The 18,014-nt window shown below is 33.2% G+C and carries 16 protein-coding genes and 1 other annotated feature; all 16 genes read left to right on the top strand.

Features of this window, described 5'->3' with window-relative positions:
* Positions 1-246 precede the first annotated feature (246 nt).
* The 16 genes from D2K62_RS17875 (at position 247) to D2K62_RS17950 (ending at position 17,710) form a co-directional block, all read left to right on the top strand.
* The gene (locus tag D2K62_RS17875; protein WP_112181347.1) at positions 247-2,379 is read left to right on the top strand and encodes an HD family phosphohydrolase; all 2,133 of its coding nucleotides are present in this window, start codon (positions 247-249) and stop codon (positions 2,377-2,379) included.
* A gap of 2 nt (positions 2,380-2,381) precedes the next feature.
* Positions 2,382-2,849, top strand: coding sequence for an rRNA maturation RNase YbeY (ybeY, locus tag D2K62_RS17880; RefSeq protein ID WP_112181346.1), 468 nt, complete (start codon positions 2,382-2,384; stop codon positions 2,847-2,849).
* Positions 2,824-3,201, top strand: a complete 378-nt coding sequence (locus tag D2K62_RS17885) for a diacylglycerol kinase family protein (protein WP_112181345.1) — start codon at positions 2,824-2,826, stop codon at positions 3,199-3,201. Before ybeY ends, D2K62_RS17885 begins: the two co-directional genes overlap by 26 nt.
* A gap of 175 nt (positions 3,202-3,376) precedes the next feature.
* Positions 3,377-4,279: a GTPase Era gene (gene era, locus D2K62_RS17890; protein WP_112181344.1), complete on the top strand. Its 903-nt coding sequence runs from the start codon at positions 3,377-3,379 to the stop codon at positions 4,277-4,279.
* A 93-nt stretch (positions 4,280-4,372) separates the two neighbouring features.
* Positions 4,373-4,516 carry a YqzL family protein gene (locus D2K62_RS17895; protein ID WP_112181343.1) on the top strand — a complete coding sequence of 48 codons (144 nt, stop codon included), beginning with the start codon at positions 4,373-4,375 and terminating at the stop codon, positions 4,514-4,516.
* 79 nt (positions 4,517-4,595) lie between these two features.
* A complete protein-coding gene (gene recO / locus D2K62_RS17900; protein ID WP_117161842.1) occupies positions 4,596-5,351 on the top strand; it encodes a DNA repair protein RecO in 756 nt (251 codons plus the stop codon).
* Between the two features lie 58 nt (positions 5,352-5,409).
* Positions 5,410-5,584: a binding site (T-box leader), on the top strand.
* Positions 5,585-5,674: 90 nt separating this feature from the next.
* Positions 5,675-6,568 (top strand): glycine--tRNA ligase subunit alpha, encoded by an 894-nt coding sequence (glyQ, locus tag D2K62_RS17905; RefSeq protein WP_117161843.1) that lies wholly within the window; start codon positions 5,675-5,677, stop codon positions 6,566-6,568.
* The gene (gene glyS, locus D2K62_RS17910; protein WP_117161844.1) at positions 6,555-8,648 is read left to right on the top strand and encodes a glycine--tRNA ligase subunit beta; all 2,094 of its coding nucleotides are present in this window, start codon (positions 6,555-6,557) and stop codon (positions 8,646-8,648) included. Before glyQ ends, glyS begins: the two co-directional genes overlap by 14 nt.
* A gap of 16 nt (positions 8,649-8,664) precedes the next feature.
* Positions 8,665-9,474: a pyruvate, water dikinase regulatory protein gene (locus tag D2K62_RS17915; protein ID WP_112181339.1), complete on the top strand. Its 810-nt coding sequence runs from the start codon at positions 8,665-8,667 to the stop codon at positions 9,472-9,474.
* Positions 9,475-9,917: 443 nt separating this feature from the next.
* Positions 9,918-11,735: a DNA primase gene (gene dnaG / locus D2K62_RS17920; RefSeq protein ID WP_112181338.1), complete on the top strand. Its 1,818-nt coding sequence runs from the start codon at positions 9,918-9,920 to the stop codon at positions 11,733-11,735.
* A 32-nt stretch (positions 11,736-11,767) separates the two neighbouring features.
* Entirely contained in the window at positions 11,768-12,895 is a 1,128-nt protein-coding gene (gene rpoD, locus D2K62_RS17925; RefSeq protein ID WP_112181337.1) for an RNA polymerase sigma factor RpoD, read from the top strand.
* Positions 12,896-13,012: 117 nt separating this feature from the next.
* Entirely contained in the window at positions 13,013-13,549 is a 537-nt protein-coding gene (locus D2K62_RS17930) for a hypothetical protein (RefSeq protein WP_117161845.1), read from the top strand.
* A gap of 33 nt (positions 13,550-13,582) precedes the next feature.
* On the top strand, positions 13,583-14,305 hold the full coding sequence (locus D2K62_RS17935) for a tRNA (adenine(22)-N(1))-methyltransferase (RefSeq protein ID WP_117161846.1): 723 nt from the start codon (positions 13,583-13,585) through the stop codon (positions 14,303-14,305).
* On the top strand, positions 14,280-15,086 hold the full coding sequence (locus D2K62_RS17940; protein ID WP_112181334.1) for a Nif3-like dinuclear metal center hexameric protein: 807 nt from the start codon (positions 14,280-14,282) through the stop codon (positions 15,084-15,086). The genes D2K62_RS17935 and D2K62_RS17940 overlap by 26 nt, the downstream gene beginning before the upstream one ends.
* Positions 15,087-15,435: 349 nt before the next feature.
* Entirely contained in the window at positions 15,436-16,749 is a 1,314-nt protein-coding gene (locus tag D2K62_RS17945) for a DEAD/DEAH box helicase (RefSeq protein ID WP_117161847.1), read from the top strand.
* Positions 16,750-16,819: 70 nt separating this feature from the next.
* On the top strand, positions 16,820-17,710 hold the full coding sequence (locus tag D2K62_RS17950; protein WP_112181332.1) for a deoxyribonuclease IV: 891 nt from the start codon (positions 16,820-16,822) through the stop codon (positions 17,708-17,710).
* Positions 17,711-18,014: the final 304 nt, after the last annotated feature.

Raw genomic sequence — 18,014 nt, forward strand, 5'->3', positions numbered from 1 at the left:
ATTTTATCAGAAGGTATCCTTTTTTACTTACTAAAATTTTCGATTTTATAAAAAAGTTGCATCTTCCAACTACCGTTGGAAGATGCAACTTTTTATTGTTTATCTGAGTTTTGTCCCAGCCTCTTTTCTGTATAATTATTACAGCTATCAATTTCCAGGCAAATATATACATGAGCGTATAATCAGTGTATGATAAAAACAAGAGAAAACATTATCGTTTTGTATAGTTGAAAAGGGGAAAGATAAATGAGAGGTCTTTGGGAGAAACGATTCCGTAGCATTTTCCGAATTCAAAATAAGTCAGTACAGATTATATTAACTTTAGCAGTTATTGGATCCCTTTTCTTTGTTTTTATGATCTCTAATGTTTATACAGAAACGTATGATATCGAGCGTTTTAGTAATGCAAATGAAACAATTAGAGCGCCAATTACAATAGAAGATACAAAGGAAACAGAACATAGAAGAAGGGAAGCTGTCCAAGCGATAGAAGATCGGTATAGTATTTCTTCTGAAATCACTGAAGAACGAATTGACTATGTTCACGAGTTATTTGATGCTGTAGGAACCGTATCAGGAAAATCCTCTGGGTCTGATGAGGAGATACAACAATCAAGTGCTGAAACGGTCGAAGATTTAAAACAGTTATTGACACCTGAATTATTAGATGCTGTTACTCAAAATACATTAGTAAGTCTAGTTGAAGCTAGTGATAATGATCGTTTAGTTGCCAAGGAATTATTGATAACTAGCTTGTATGATGCATACAATGAGGGAATTCGTACCGAAGAAATTGAAGAAGCAATAAGTAACATTAATCAAAAACTGCGCTATTCGAGTTTAAGTAATGACTTGCAAACGGCATTAATTGACGTAGGACAATTTGCTATAGTAGAAAATTCATTTTTCTCTGTGAATGAGACAATGGAAGCGGAAAATCAAGCTATAAAAAATGTTGAACCTGTTATGATAAGAGCCGGCGAAGTAATTGTCCAAGAAGGTCAAACAATAACAAATGAATTATATGAAAAACTGAAATTAGTTGGTTTGTTAAATAGTGATCGAAACGTCTTTCCAGTAATTGGTTTATTGATTTTGATTTTATTATTATTAGGATTTATTTTCTATGATATGAATGATTTTTCAAAAGAACAAACATTAGACTATAGAAAGCTAATTGGTATTACGCTTATTAGTGTTGGTATAGTTGGAGTGATGAAATCTGTTAGTTATTTTGCAACTAATATAAATCAATTGTATTTTTTAGTTCCAATTATAACTGGAGTACTTCTTATGAAGCTGTTATTCCGTGAAAAGTCAGCTATTACTTTTGCGATTGTTTTTTCAATTATTGGAAGTGTAATTTTTAATGGACAAATTCCAGGCTCATTAAATGTGGAAGTCGGAATATACTTTTTGTTTTCTCAATTAGCAAGCATTGTGCTCTTAGTCAAAATAAAAGATCGATCAACAATTTTGAAAGCAAGTATTGGAACTGCAGTTGTTAATATTTTAACTGTTCTTTTATTTCTATTTCTGTCTTACGAAAAATATGTTCTTTTGGATTATGTTGTATTTAGTGGTTATGGATTGTCGGCTGCCTTTACTGCATGTATATTAACAATAGGTATTTTACCGTTTTTTGAATCAGAACTAGGCATTTTATCAGATACTAAATTATTAACATTAGCTAGTCCAAATCATCCGTTACTTCGAAAGATACTAATGGAAGCTCCGGGTACTTATCATCACAGTGTAATGGTTGCAAACTTAAGTGAAGCAGCGTGTGAGAATATTGGAGCAAACGGACTCTTGGCAAGAGTGGCATCTTATTATCATGATTTAGGTAAGACTAAACACCCGCATTATTTTATTGAAAACCAAATGGGTATTCAAAATCCACATGATTATCTGGAACCTAAAGAAAGTGCGGAAATTATTATTGGACATCCTTATAATGGTGCGGAAATTTTACGCCAACATAAATTCCCAAGAGAAATTATTGATATTGCCGAACAACACCACGGTACAACCTTATTAAAATATTTCTTATATAAGGAAAAAGACTCTGGTAAATTGACACAAGAGTCGGATTTTCGCTATCCTGGTCCTCGACCACAGACAAAAGAGGCAGCAGTTATATCAATTTGCGATTCAATTGAAGCGGCAGTTCGATCAATTCCAGAGCCATCAATGGAGAAAATTAATGAAATGGTAACCTCCATTATCCAAGATCGATTATTAGATGGTCAATTAGATGAGAGCGCACTAACTTTTAAGGAGTTAGATATAATCAAAACAACAATTAATGAATCACTAAATGGGATATATCATTCTAGAATTCAATATCCTACTGGTAAAAAAACAAAGGAGGCGTAAGCATGCATATCGATTTTCATGATGAAACAAATTCTGTAACAGAAGAGTATGTAGATTTAATCCAACAACTATTAACATATGCAGCAAAAGAGGAGGGAGTAACACAAGAATCTGAACTTTCCATTAATTTTGTTGATAATAGAGAAATTCAAATTATAAACCGTAATTACCGTCAGATAGATGAACCTACCGATGTGATCTCTTTTGCTTTAGAGGAAATGGGAGAAGGCGAGTTAGAAATTATTGGTGAAGATATGCCACTTATGTTAGGTGATGTTGTTATTTCCATTGATAAAGCAAAAGAACAAGCTGAAGAATACAATCATAGTTTAGATAGAGAATTAGGATTCTTAGCATTACATGGTTTTCTACATTTATTAGGCTATGATCACATGAAAGAAGTAGACGAGAAAAAAATGTTTGCAAGACAAGAGGAGCTTTTAAATGGCTTCGGATTATCAAGGGAATAAGCGTAGTAGGTTGGGGCTGAAATATGCACTAAATGGGATAAAATACGCAGTTCGTTCTGAAAATAATATGAAGATACATTTCGTCATTTTATTAATTGTAATTGGCTTAGGATTGGCTTTCCAATTATCTATAGTAGAATGGATGCTATTATCTTTAACGATTGGTAGCGTGTTAATTTGTGAGTTGCTAAATACTGCTATTGAAGACCTATTAGATTATCTAGCACCAGAAATACATCCAACAGTAGGGAAAATAAAGGACCTCACAGCTGGGGCTGTATTGATTGCAGCTCTAGTTTCACTAATTGTTGGATCACTTGTATTTATACCGAAAATTTTGGCTTTATTCTAAATTCTTTTTATGGCTAATGAGCGTTTTTTAACATTTTCGCGTTTTATGCCATTTTTTGTTGTAATTACTACTCCATTTTTATTAAATTGGAGCTTTTGTCGAAAATGTGAAATATGTTTAAATATATAGTAAAATAATTGTAGTAATATTTTTTACGGATTAATGGAGGAACAACATGGAAAAAGCATATCAATCTGGTTTTATAACAATAGTAGGTCGTCCAAATGTCGGTAAATCAACCTTCATGAATCGTGTTATCGGTCAAAAAATCGCTATTATGAGTGACAAAGCACAAACTACGAGAAATACGATTCAAGGTGTTTTAACTGAGCCAGACGCACAATTTGTATTTATTGATACGCCAGGTATTCATAAACCAAAACATCGTCTAGGTGACTTTATGGTTAAAATTGCGCAGAACACGTTAAGTGGAGTAGATATTGTTTTATTTATGATTAACGCCGAAGAAGGTTTTGGTGCAGGAGATAAATACATTATTGATCGCTTGGAAAATGTAGAAAGTCCAGTTTTTTTAATTATAAATAAAATTGATAAAGTACATCCAGATGAATTGTTTTTATTAATCGATAAATATAAGGACAAGTATGATTTTGCTGAAATCGTACCAATATCTGCTTTAGAAGGTAACAATGTTGACCATATGATTAGTGTGCTGAAAAGTTATTTACCTGAAGGTCCACAATATTATCCAGAAGATCAGGTAACAGATCATCCAGAAAGATTCATTATTAGTGAGTTAATACGAGAAAAAGCATTAGAATTAACTCGTGAAGAAATTCCACACTCAATTGCGGTAGTGATTGAGGATATTATAGAAAAAGATGATGAAAAACTGCGTATACAAGCTGTGATTGTTACAGAAAGAAGCACGCAAAAAGGTATTATTATCGGTAAACAAGGTTCTATGCTCAAACAAATTGGTAAAAAGGCAAGAATTGACATTGAAACATTATTAGGAACAAAAGTTTATTTAGAATTATGGGTAAAAGTTCAAAAGGATTGGCGAAATCGTCCGCAGAGCTTAAAGGAATATGGTTTTAGTCAAGACGACTATTAATACATGGTAAATATTTTAACTCATGCTTTAATTAGACTAGGTCATTCTATAAGTAGGCACATATTTTATTAACATAGAAAGGTGGGGTTTCTTGTGGTCGACATATCATGGAAGGTCTTTAGTCAGACGGGAAACATTGAAACCTATTTATTAATGAAAGAATTGGAAACTGTCTATCATGATAGTGGAACAGAACCTGATAATGAAGCAATACAAGAATATGATAACCTAATTTAGAATTATATTTTGTAACGTGATTTAAATTAATTTAATGTATAATGCGTCGTTAATTTGCCTTAGGGGATTGGTGAATGTAGTGTTTGAAAAAATAGAAGGTGTTATTTTACGCACACAAGACTATGGTGAAACACATAAGCTTGTTACTTTATTTACAAAAGAAAAAGGCAGAGTAACAGCAATTGCACGTGGGGCTAAAAAACCAAAAAGTAGAATGGCTGCGATAACGCAGCCATTTATTCTTGGGACATTTCTAATGCAGGGTGGTTCAGGTTTAGGGACGCTACAGCAGGGCGAAATTATTCTGTCCTACAGAAAGATTAGAGAAGATATTATTAAAACAGCTTATGCAAGTTATATAGCCGAATTAACCAATAAGTTGATTGATGAAAAGATTGCTGATCCATTCATATATAAACAGTTTGTTCTTAGTTTACAAGCCATAACAGATGATAAAGACCCAGAGATCATAACAATGATGTACGAATTAAAACTATATAAAAAGGCTGGTTTTGCTCCAATACTACAACAATGTGCACATTGTGGACAGCATAGTGAAGCATATGTCGCATTTTCTGTACAAGAAGGTGGACTACTTTGCCAAAGATGTGCAATGGTTGATAAAGAGGCAACTACTATATCTAGTGCAATTGTAAAATTACTTCAAATGTTTTCTGCAGTGGATATTGAGCGAATTGGCAATATATCAGTAAAAACAGAAAATAAAAAATTAATGCAAGCATTAATGGAAACGTACTATGATCAGTACGGAGGTTATTTTATTAAATCGAAAAAGTTTTTGAAGCAATTAGATCTTTTTACTGATGCTGATTAATTAGTAATATAGTTGACAAAACACCAAATTTACCGTATGATTTCATTACAATTCGACGAGTTTTGCTTAGAAAGAGAGTAGTACTTTTATTATATCTATAAGAGCGAGTCCAGGTCGGTGTAAGCTGGATATAGGTCACTAAAAGGAAGGCACTCTGGAGCATTGCAATAAAAAAGTGGCTATTTAAATTTAAATAGCAAATAGGGTGGAACCGCGGAAATCCCGTCCCTATGCCTCAATACTTTTGAGGCATAGGGACGGGATTTTGCGTGTGTTTTCACTTAATTTTAAATAGTAAATGAATAGAGACGGAGGGAATAATAATGAATATACAAGAAATGATTTTAACACTGCAAACGCACTGGTCAGATCAAAATTGCATTTTAATGCAAGCATATGATGTGGAAAAAGGTGCCGGTACTATGTCACCTATGACTTTATTAAGAAGCCTAGGTCCTGAACCTTGGAATGTAGCTTATGTAGAACCTTCTAGACGCCCAGCAGATGGACGTTATGGACAGAACCCTAATAGACTTTATCAACATCATCAATTTCAGGTAATTATGAAGCCATCACCTGATAATATTCAGGAACTATATTTAGAATCACTTGAAAAATTGGGAATTGATCCACTGAAACATGACATTCGTTTTGTAGAGGATAATTGGGAGAATCCCACACTTGGTGCGGCAGGTCTAGGTTGGGAAGTTTGGTTAGATGGTATGGAAATTACGCAATTTACTTATTTTCAGCAAATTGGTGGTATGGAAGCCAAACCAGTAGCAGTAGAAATTACATATGGATTGGAACGTCTTGCTTCTTATATACAAGATAAAGAAAGTGTTTTCGATTTAGAATGGACAGATGGTGTTACGGTCGGAGATATTTTTTATCAACCAGAGTTGGAACACTCGAAATACACTTTTGAAGAATCGAATACAGATATGTTGTTTAATTTGTTTACAACATATGAACAAGAGGCAAAACAAACCATGGAAAAAGGATTGGTTTTTCCAGCCTATGATTATGTATTAAAATGTTCGCATACTTTTAACTTACTAGATGCTAAAGGCGTAATTTCTGTCACTGAAAGAACAGGTTATATTGGACGTGTACGAAATTTAGCACGTGCTATAGCTAAACTTTATGTAGAGGAACGAGAAAAATTAGGTTTTCCAATGTTAAAAGAGGAGGGAAAACAAAATGAAAACAACTAATATATTATTTGAGGTTGGACTTGAAGAAATGCCGGCACGTTTCTTAGATGCAACAGAAAAACAATTACAGGAGAAAACAGCGAAATGGTTAACTGCTATTCGACTACCTTTTCAAAAAATTACAACGTATGTGACACCGAGAAGATTAGGTGTTGTAATTGAACAACTTGCAACGAAACAAGCTGATATAGAAGAAGAGGCAAAAGGACCTGCTAAAAAAATTGCTTTAGACCAAGAAGGTAACTGGTCGAAGGCAGCAATTGGTTTCACCAAAGGCCAAGGAAAAGATGTGGATGAAATCTTTTTTAAAGATGTAAATGGAACAGAATATGCGTATGTTACAAAATATATTGCAGGTAAAACTGCTGAGGAATTACTACCTGAATTTAAGCATGTTATTTTAGATTTAAATTTCCCTAAAAATATGCGTTGGTCTACAGGCTCATTGCGGTTTATTAGACCAATTCGTTGGTTAGTTGGTTTAAATGATCAAACTGTTATACCGTTTGAAATTGCTGGTGTCTCTACATCAAATTACTCGTTCGGACATCGGTTCCTAGGAACAAAGTTTGAAATTACCAACACAATGACATATGAAGAACAATTACGTGATCAATATGTAATTGCTAATGCGAAGGACCGTAAGCAAGTAATTGTAGAACAAATAGCTAATTTAGAAAAGGAACAAAATTGGACAATACCACTTGATAAGGAATTATTAGAAGAGGTAAGTCAATTAGTTGAATATCCAACCGTATTTTTTGGATCTTTTAGTGAAGCGTTCTTAACCATACCGAAAGAAGCATTAATTACTTCAATGAAAGAACATCAGCGTTATTTTCCAGTATTAGATAGTGATGGTGAATTGTTACCTCATTTTATTGCAGTTCGAAATGGAAATAATCAATATATTGACGTGGTATCAAAAGGAAACGAAAAGGTATTAAATGCTAGACTTTCAGACGCAATGTTTTTCTATGATGAAGACCAAAAACAATCAATAGAAAAAAATCTCGAAAAATTAGAACGAATGGTCTTTCAAGAAAACTTAGGTACAATTGCTGACAAAGTAGAACGTGTTGTTAAGTTAACAGAGGAAATAGCTGAAGTACTAGAGGTCGATCAAATAACAAAAGAAAATGCCTTACGTGCTGCTAAAATAAGTAAATTTGATCTCGTAACAAATATGGTTAATGAATTTACGAAGTTACAAGGAATTATGGGTGAAAAATACGCTACTATATTTGGTGAAAATCAGCAAGTTTCTAAAGCTATAAATGAACATTATATGCCTAGGTTTGCTAATGATAACTTGCCATCATCTACGGAAGGTGCAATTGTTAGTATTGCTGACAAACTAGACACTATAATTGGTTGTATATCAGTTGGTATAGTACCGAGTGGTTCTCAAGATCCTTATGGTCTAAGACGTCAAGCTATGGGGATTTTACAAATTGCACAAGATCAAAAATGGTCTACTTCAATAGATGATTTTATTACAGTTACTGAAAAGCTGTATGATACGTTAGGAATTATGACTGTTTCAAAAGAAGAAGCTAAACAAAACATATCAGAATTTTTCCGTGGCAGAGCAGCTTATATTTTAAAAGAGGCAGGAATTGAACAAGATATTGTAGAAGCTACTCTTATGAATAAAATCGGAAACATGATGTTTACGATTAAAAAGGCAAAATTATTAACAATAAAAAGACAAGATCCAGGATTTAAATCGGACCAAGAGGCGTTTGTACGTGTTATAAATTTAGCTAAAAAAGGTAAAGATACTGGCATAAATATTGACTTGTTTGAAAATGAGCAAGAAAAAGAATTGTACTACGTTTATGAAAAAGTTAAAACTAATTATCAAAACAATATGGAATCATTTGAAGCCGCTAAAGCTATTGATACATTAACAACTTTAACTGATTCAATTCATGCCTTTTTTGATCATACAATGGTAATGACTGAGGACGATAAGTTAAAACAAAACCGAATTTCCTTGTTAAACAAAATTGCACAATTAATACTGCAATTTGCTGATTTAAGCCAAATTGAATGGAAACAGCAATTCACATCGTAACTATTTGGAGGAGAAAATGGTAAATAAACAACTGATATATTTAGTATCTGATTCGGTTGGTGAGACTGCGGAACAAGTTATTAAAGCAGCATTATCACAATTTGTTAATGGTGGAAAGTATGAAATCGTTAGAATTCCATATATTGATAATATAACAAAACTTGAATTCGTTCTAAATAAAGCAGCTAGAGACCAAGCAATGATCGGATTCACTCTAATTAATCCAATCTTACGGCAATTTATTAAACAAACATCCATTGAAATGAATATAGAATCTATCGACATTATTGGACCTATGCTTGAAGGGATGGAGCGTTTTTTTGAAAAGAAGCCAAAATTAGAACCTGGACTAGTTCATAAATTAGATGAGGCCTATTTTAAAAGAATTGAGGCAATTGAGTTTGCAGTTAAATATGATGATGGAAGAGACCCAAGGGGAATTGAACAAGCAGATATCGTATTAATAGGAATATCAAGAACTTCAAAAACACCTTTATCACAGTATTTAGCTCATAAAAGTTATAAAGTAGCTAATGTGCCGATTGTACCAGAAGTAGAGCCACCGAAAGAATTGTTCTCAATACCATCAAGTAAATGCATTGGCTTAAAAATTAGTCCCAAGAAGTTAAATGACATAAGGCGAGAGAGATTAAAGACACTTGGATTAGGAGAACAAGCTAGTTATGCGACCCATGAAAGAATTACGTATGAACTCGATTATTTTCAGGCAATAATCGATCGAATTGGTTGTCCTGTTATTGAAGTATCAAATAAAGCTGTCGAAGAGACAGCAAATGTAATTATTCAATCTCAAACAACTTTATAAGTTGTTAAATATAAAATCCTTGTATAATAGTATAAGGATTTTATATACATAAAGGGAAATAACGTAAATCATGATTATAATTGTATGTTTTATGCAATAATATAATCAAAAGAATAGCATTTTTAATATATATATATTATAATTAGTGATTGTGAAAAAATATTTTATTATATTCAGCTAATTTATTACTTATTGATGCAAATTAAGAAGGAATTTCATTATTTTTGTAGAACATAAACAAATAGGTTATTTTTTGAGGATTAAATGTAGTGTACAGCTATGAAAAAAAGGATTTAGAATAAGTAGCTATCATAAGTTTATTCATCTTGAATTAGAGGTATTATAATAAAAAGTAATAATTTTAGTGATTATTATTAAAAAAATGTCGAATGTTGCAGGATTTTTACGTTTTTTATAGAACTATATAGATGATGGTGATGTATATGTCAGGTCAAATTCCTGAAGAGACAATCGATGAAATAAAGAAAGCCAATGATATTGTGGATGTAATTGGTGAGTATGTAACGCTAAAAAAGCAAGGGAAAAACTTTTTTGGTTTATGCCCTTTTCATGGGGAAAGTACACCTTCTTTTTCAGTCACACAGGATAAACAGATTTTTCATTGTTTTGGATGTGGAAAAGGCGGAAACGTTTTAACTTTTCTTATGGAAATAGAAGGTTTTTCATTTTATCAGGCAATTCAACAACTAGCAGGAAAAAGTGGTCATGAATTACCCGAAAATATGGAGAAACAATCTGAACAATTAAACAACCAAGAAGACCAAGCTAGTTTAAAAGCGTATGAATGGCTCACTAAATTATACCATCATTTATTACGACATACAAAAGAAGGTAAACAAGGTTATCGCTATTTACAAGAACGCGGGTTTACTGATGAAGTAATTGACACGTTTCAACTTGGTTACTCACCACAATCACGTGAGGTTATAGTTCAATTTCTAGAGAAGAAAGGTTTTCATCCACAACAAATGGTGAAAGCAGGCGTGTTAACAGCGAATGATCAAAATCAAGTAAGTGATCGTTTTAGAGGCAGAGTTACATTTCCAATTCGTAATCATTTAGGGAAAAGTATCGGATTTGGTGGAAGAACCATTACTGAGCAAGAACCTAAATACTTAAATAGTCCAGAATCGTCACTTTTTCAAAAAGGTAAACTACTTTATAACTTTGATTTGGCTAGAAGTGCTATCCGTAAACAAGGACAGGCTGTTTTATTTGAAGGATATATGGATGTAATTGCAGCTCATCAAGCTGGCATATTAAACGGAGTTGCTACCTTAGGTACGTCGATAACAGAGCAACAAGCAAGACTGTTAAAAAGATATGTTGAGCTCGTAATAATTTGTTATGATGGTGATCGTGCTGGTCTTGAAGCGTCATACAAGGCTGCTAAATTAATGCGACATGTTGGTTGCACTGTAAAGATTGCAAGCATTCCAAATGGTCTGGATCCAGATTCATTTATAAAAATGTATGGTGCTGAACGTTTTCAACAAGAGGTACTTGATGCAAGTAATACGTATATGACATTTTTGATGGAGTATATGAAGAAGGACTTTAACCTTAACTTAGAAGGAGATCGAATTCAATATATTGAAAAAGTGATTGATGAAATAGCAACGATTAATCGTCCAATGGAACAAGAACATTATGCGAAGGAAATTGCTAAACAATTTAGTTTATCACTTGATACAGTATTAGATGAAATTCAACAACGTAGGAAAAAGTTAGGGATACAGGATAACCGGAAAGCAACTAGCCATACTAAAAGCACAGAAATATATAAGCGAAAAAATAAATTACTTCCTGCTTTTCATAATGCAGAAAAACAATTAATTGCTTATATGCTATACGATTCTTCAATTGCAGAAAAAGTAAAAGAAGAATTAGGTGCTTCTTTTACTGTGGACTCACATAAAATTATTGTGACACATTTATATGCATACTACGAAGAAGGTTTTGCTCCTGATATTAGTCATTTTATTGAAAAAGTTATTGATCAATCAACTAAAAATCATATTGTGGAAATTGCAATGGAACCAACGCATTCAGACATTAGTGATAAAGAAATTAATGACTATATCAGAATTATTCGTGCAGAACTAGAAGATAAGGTAATTATACAAGGTTTAAAGGAAGAACAAAAGAAAGCTGAAATACAACAAGACTTCGTTAAAGCAGCACAAATAGGTATGGAAATTATGGAGATACAAAAAAAACTTAAAAATGCTAGTCATTGATATGGTGAGTTAGTTTGGAAGGAGGGGAACTCATGGCGAATAATAAGCCATCACGTTCAAAAGAAAACGAAAATGAACTGACGCTGACGCTAGAACAAGTGAAGGATCAACTCTTAGAAATGGGAAAGAAACGCGGTGTGTTAGCCTATGAAGAGGTGGCAGAGCGTTTAGCCAATTTTGAGTTAGAGTCAGAACAAATGGACGAATATTATGAGTACCTAAGTGAACAAGGAATAGAAATAATTGGTGAATCTGAAGAAGATCCCAGTATGAAAGAAATTTCAAAAGTAGAAGAATTTGACTTAAATGATTTGAGTGTCCCGTTAGGTATTAAAATTAATGATCCAGTACGTATGTATCTAAAAGAAATTGGTCGTGTGGACCTATTGTCAGCTAAAGAGGAAATTGGTTTAGCTGAGCGTATCGAAAAAGGTGAAGAAGAAGCTAAAAGAAGACTGGCGGAGGCAAATCTAAGATTAGTTGTCAGCATTGCTAAACGTTATGTAGGTAGAGGAATGCTATTCCTAGACCTTATCCAAGAGGGAAATATGGGTCTAATTAAAGCGGTTGAGAAATTCGACCATAGAAAAGGTTTTAAATTCAGTACCTATGCAACTTGGTGGATTCGTCAAGCAATTACAAGAGCTATTGCTGATCAAGCTAGAACAATACGTATTCCAGTTCATATGGTTGAAACAATTAATAAACTTATTAGAGTGCAACGTCAACTTCTACAAGATTTTGGTCGTGAACCAACTCCAGAAGAAATAGGAGAAGAAATGGAATTAACTCCTGATAAAGTAAGGGAGATTCTTAAAATTGCGCAAGAACCTGTCTCTTTAGAAACTCCAATTGGAGAAGAAGATGATTCTCACTTAGGTGATTTCATTGAAGATCAGGAAGCTACGTCCCCTTCTGATCACGCTGCTTACGAGCTATTAAAAGAACAACTTGAAGACGTATTAGATACTTTAACTGATCGTGAAGAAAACGTGCTTCGCTTACGTTTTGGACTTGATGATGGTCGTACACGTACACTTGAAGAAGTTGGAAAGGTTTTTGGTGTGACAAGAGAGAGAATCAGACAAATTGAAGCAAAAGCATTACGAAAACTACGTCATCCTAGTCGTAGTAAACGTTTAAAAGATTTCCTTGAATAAACACTTTGAAATATACGCGCAGACAATGAGTTTTCCAATTTATGATTTGAATATGTTGGAGGTTTCATTGGCTGCGCCTTTTTTAGTAAGTACTGCTTTTTGTGAGGTGTCAGACAAATGACAGAAGATCGTAAATCTATTATTATTAAAGAGATTAAATATTGGAAAGCGTCTCATTTATTACCGAGTCATTATTGTGACTTTTTATTAGCTCTATATACAGAGGGTGAATCTACCGTTGTAACGGAAGAACCTGATTCTGAACGAATAAATTTAGTTAGTGTAGGTATCATGGCTTTAAACCTTTTTTTATTACCTATTTCATTTTTTATTTTATATTTTACTCATTTAGATGTCTGGATGCAAGTTCTGTTCTCATTTTTTATAGTAACTGTTGCATTTGTTTTTTACACTGTCTCAAAGAAGAAGCTTCAATTATATATTGCCTATGCATTTATCATTTTTTTAAGTATCATTTTATTGACTTCCGTCACATTAATATACCTGAGCTTTGGTTCTATTTTATTAACCACGCTTTTCGCAGGTTTTCAATGCGCTATCTGGATTTTAATTGGTATGCGTAGCAAAAGAAAGTTTTTGATTTTTTTAGGTAGTACAGGAATAGTAATGAGTTTTCTTTTTTATGTTTTTTAGAAAGAAAAGAATAATTTTTGCGAGGTAATTATAATGAATGAAAAATTATTATCAGATCGTCTACATACAGTAGCAAAATATATACCTAAAAAAGCATATTTTGCTGACATAGGAAGTGATCATGCCTATTTACCAAGTTATATTTGTTCCAATGATTCTACTTCATTTGCAATTGCGGGTGAATTAAACGATGGACCTTTTCAAAGTGCAAAAGATAACGTAAAAGCGCTAAACTTAACCAGCCAAATTGACGTTGTTAAAGGCAATGGTTTAGAAGTAATTGCAAATTACCCCGTTCGTCAAATTGTAATAGCTGGTATGGGAGGAGGATTAATACGTTCAATTTTAGATAGTGGGAAAGATAAATTATCTAACATTGAACGTGTTATTGTCCAACCGAATGTGGATGCTCATTTAGTTCGTGAATGGTTTTCAACGCATTGCTATCAATTAGTTGCAGAACAGATTATTAAGGAAGATGGGCATATTTATGAGGTGTTAGTTGCAGATCATGGTGATGGCTTAATCGGTTATCATGATCTTAAGAAAGAATTATTGTTTGGCCCACACCTGTTACGGGAAAAAAATGAAACGTTTAAAGAAAAGTGGGAATTGGAAAAAAACAATCGATTGCGTGTTATTGAGCAAATGAAACAAGCTCGAACTATAAATTATGAAAAATTAACAACCTTCAAACAAGAGGTAAAAGTAATAGAGGAGGTTTTGCAAGGTGCAGGAGATGGTACGCATACGTGATATTGTCGCTATCCTTGAAGAACTGGCACCTAAGGAATATGCTTATGATTGGGATAATGTCGGTCTACAAATAGGGTCATCGGAAGATAAAGTAAATAAAGTATTACTAACATTAGACGTTTTAGAAAATGTAGTAGATGAGGCGATAGAAAAAGAAGTAGATCTAATCATTGCACATCATCCATTATTATTTAAACCATTAAAACAAATAGACACAGGTAAGTCAGAAGGTCGCATTATTGAAAAGCTATTAAAACACAAGATTGCGGTCTATGCTGTTCATACGAATTTAGATGTTATTGATGGTGGTGTTAGTGATATACTTTCAGACCGATTAGAAGTAATAGATACAAGTGTATTGGTTCCATCAGAACATGGAGATTCAATTGGGGCAGGTAGAATTGGTGAATTAAAAGAGACAATATCTCTAAATGACTTTTGTCTAAGGGTTAAAGAAAAGTTAGAAATCCCAGCTTTACGTGTTGTAGGCGAACTCAATAAGAAGGTTAGAAAAGTCGCTGTTTTAGGTGGTAGTGGTAAAGATTTTATTAATCAGGCTAAGCTTATGGGCGCAGATGTTTATGTAACTGGCGATATGACGTTTCATGATGCACAAGATGCGATGGCAATGGACCTAGCTGTCATTGATCCTGGACATCATGTAGAAAAGGTTATGAAAGCATATTTAAAATCATATTTGGAGAAGAAAACAACAGAAAAATCTCTAAATGTAACTTTCGAGGAATCGATTAAGAATACAGAACCGTTTCAATTTTTATAGTGAAATAAAGCAGGCTGACCGTTGATAGTCTGCTTTATTTTTGAATATAATTAATTAGCGCACGACTTTTTGAAGAATAATAGCTATGAATTTGTGCTCTGTTAGTCATAAATAATTCAAATTATCTTTTAATCGATAATCGCTTTATGATAAACTCGCATTGTTCATAAAATAATCTTAATCAAAATGTGTAATACTTATATTATATAGATCATAGAAGTAACAGCAAAATAAAAAGATAGGTTTTTGGCAATATAGGATATATAATGAAATGTAATGTGCATTTTCAGTATATCTAACTTATAATAGATGTACAAAACGATTTGGAAAAAATGAGGAGTTAACTTATATGGAAAATCATCAATTTAAACAATACAACTTAAAACCGTGGATTGAGGGCGTCATTGACAATCTACAATTTAAAGAACCTACCCCAATTCAACAGAAAGTTATTCCAGCTGTTTTACGTGGTGAAAGTGTAATTGGACAATCACACACTGGATCAGGGAAAACACATGCATTTTTATTACCATTGTGTAGTCGTTTAGACGTAAATAAACAAGAGGTACAAATTGTCATTACATCACCAACTAGAGAACTGGCAACACAGATTCACAATGAAGTAAAAAAAATTCTGGCTTTTTCAAATCAAGAAGATAAAGTCAACGCAAAATTATTCATTGGTGGAACAGATAAGAAAAGAATGATTGAAAAGTTAAAAATACAGCCTCAAATTGTGGTTGGAACACCTGGAAGAATTTTAGACTTAATTCAAGAGGGTGCCTTAGATATCTATACTGCAGAAGGATTTGTAATAGATGAGGCAGATTTAATGCTAGATTTAGGGTTAATCACAGAAATAGATAAGATGTTAGTTCGAGCACGAGAGTCAATTCAAGTATTAGTTTTTTCAGCTACTATTCCAGAAAGATTACAACCTTTTTTAACTAAATACTTACACAATCCATCTTCTTTTCATATTAAAGACCATTTTGCCCCAGAGAAGATCGAGCATCGATTAGTACCTTTACGTCATCGTGAGCCAGCTGAAGTAATTCTTAAAATATCGGAAGTAATTAATCCATATTTAGTTTTAATATTTACTAACGGTAAAGAGGCAGCTAACAAGCTCTACAAGCAATTACAAGAAAAAGGTATTCAAGCAGGTTTGATACATGGTGGTTTGCAAGCCCGTGAAAGAAAGCGTGTGTTAAAAGAAATACAATCGTTGCGTTATCAATATATTGTAGCAACGGACTTAGCTGCAAGAGGGATTGACATTAAAGGTATCAGTCATGTTATTAATGCTCAAATGCCAAAAGAGGAAGAATTCTATATTCATCGTGTGGGTCGTACAGCTCGTGCAGGGATGGAAGGAACAGCCATTAATCTTTATGACGATTCGGATGTTAACCTTATTCAAAAGTTAACTAAACGTGGTCTATCGTTTACAACATTCGATATTGTACAAGGTGAATGGAAAGAAATAAAAGCTTGGAATGAACGTTCGCAAAGAAAACAAACAGGCACTACCACTGATCAAGAGGCTTGGAATCGTGTCCGGAAAACTAAAAAAGTAAAACCAGGATATAAAAAGAAAATGAAATATGAGCAACAAAAACTTAAAAAGAGAATTAGTCAAAAACAAAATAAACGTTCCTAATTAAATTTTTCTGTATGGGAGCAAGTGTTTCTGTTATGATTATGTTAGTTTTGAAGAAGAGGTGTTGGAATTGAAAATAGGTTCACACGTATCAATGAGTGGAAAAAAGATGTTATTGGGTTCTAGCGAAGAAGCTGCATCTTATGGTGCTACTGCATTTATGGTATATACTGGGGCACCACAAAATACAAGAAGACGTCCAATTGAAGAGCTAAATATTGAAGCGGGTCAGGCACACATGAAAGAAAATGGTATTGAGGAAATTGTTGTGCACGCACCATATATCATTAATTTGGGAAATACAACAAAAAAAGAAACCTTTGAATTAGGCGTTACCTTTATGCAAAGTGAGATTGAGCGTACGCAAGCTATAGGTGCTAAACAAATTGTCTTACACCCAGGTGCACATGTTGGAGAAGGTGTGGACAAAGGAATTGATAGAATTATTGAGGGTTTAAATGAAGTATTATTAAAAGACCAGGATGTTCAGATCGCGTTAGAAACTATGGCGGGAAAAGGTTCTGAAATAGGTAGCAATTTTGAAGAGCTTGCTCGAATCATAGAGGGTGTAGAGCGAAACGAAAAGTTATCTATTTGTTTAGACACATGCCACATTCATGATGCTGGTTATGATGTTGTAAATGATTTTGATGGTGTATTAGACAAGTTTGATCGCATTATTGGATTAGATCGATTGAAAGTTATCCATGTAAATGATAGTAAAAACCCAGTTGAGGCTCATAAAGATAGGCACGAGAATATTGGTTTTGGTTATATAGGTTATGATGCGCTGCGTTATATAGTCCATCATCCCCAACTAAGTCATTTACCGAAAATATTAGAAACACCTTATGTAGGAGAAGACAAGAAAAACAAAAAGCCTCCATACCAATTTGAAATCGCAATGTTAAAAGAAGCTGAATTTCAAGCTGATCTTAAAGAGAAAATCTTACAACAATAATAAAAAAGAGGCTGGGACAAAACCCAGATAAACAATAAAAAGTTGCACCTTTCCAAATTTATGGTTGGAGGGTGCAACTTTTTTATAAAATTGAAACAATTTAAGTAAGCAAAAAAGGATACCTTCTGATAAAATTAAAGTGACGAAACAATAACTATCGGAGGTATCCTTATGTTTAAAGATTATAACATGAATCAAGTAATTTTGCCGTTAGATTTAGAAATTAAATTGCAAAAAAATGATATTGCCTATACAATCCATGACTTAGTTGAACAAATACCAGATAAAGCTTTTTCTGTTTTCT

Origin of the sequence: Paraliobacillus sp. X-1268, from assembly GCF_003426095.1 — a bacterium.
Lineage (GTDB): Bacteria > Bacillota > Bacilli > Bacillales > Amphibacillaceae > Paraliobacillus_A > Paraliobacillus_A zengyii.

Coding starts and splice junctions, on each gene's coding strand:
- D2K62_RS17875 (WP_112181347.1), top strand. CDS start 247: ATGAGAGGTCTTTGGGAGAAACGATTCCGTAGCATTTTCCGAATTCAA.
- ybeY (WP_112181346.1), top strand. CDS start 2,382: ATGCATATCGATTTTCATGATGAAACAAATTCTGTAACAGAAGAGTAT.
- D2K62_RS17885 (WP_112181345.1), top strand. CDS start 2,824: ATGGCTTCGGATTATCAAGGGAATAAGCGTAGTAGGTTGGGGCTGAAA.
- era (WP_112181344.1), top strand. CDS start 3,377: ATGGAAAAAGCATATCAATCTGGTTTTATAACAATAGTAGGTCGTCCA.
- glyQ (WP_117161843.1), top strand. CDS start 5,675: ATGAATATACAAGAAATGATTTTAACACTGCAAACGCACTGGTCAGAT.
- glyS (WP_117161844.1), top strand. CDS start 6,555: ATGAAAACAACTAATATATTATTTGAGGTTGGACTTGAAGAAATGCCG.
- D2K62_RS17915 (WP_112181339.1), top strand. CDS start 8,665: ATGGTAAATAAACAACTGATATATTTAGTATCTGATTCGGTTGGTGAG.
- dnaG (WP_112181338.1), top strand. CDS start 9,918: ATGTCAGGTCAAATTCCTGAAGAGACAATCGATGAAATAAAGAAAGCC.
- rpoD (WP_112181337.1), top strand. CDS start 11,768: ATGGCGAATAATAAGCCATCACGTTCAAAAGAAAACGAAAATGAACTG.
- D2K62_RS17930 (WP_117161845.1), top strand. CDS start 13,013: ATGACAGAAGATCGTAAATCTATTATTATTAAAGAGATTAAATATTGG.
- D2K62_RS17935 (WP_117161846.1), top strand. CDS start 13,583: ATGAATGAAAAATTATTATCAGATCGTCTACATACAGTAGCAAAATAT.
- D2K62_RS17945 (WP_117161847.1), top strand. CDS start 15,436: ATGGAAAATCATCAATTTAAACAATACAACTTAAAACCGTGGATTGAG.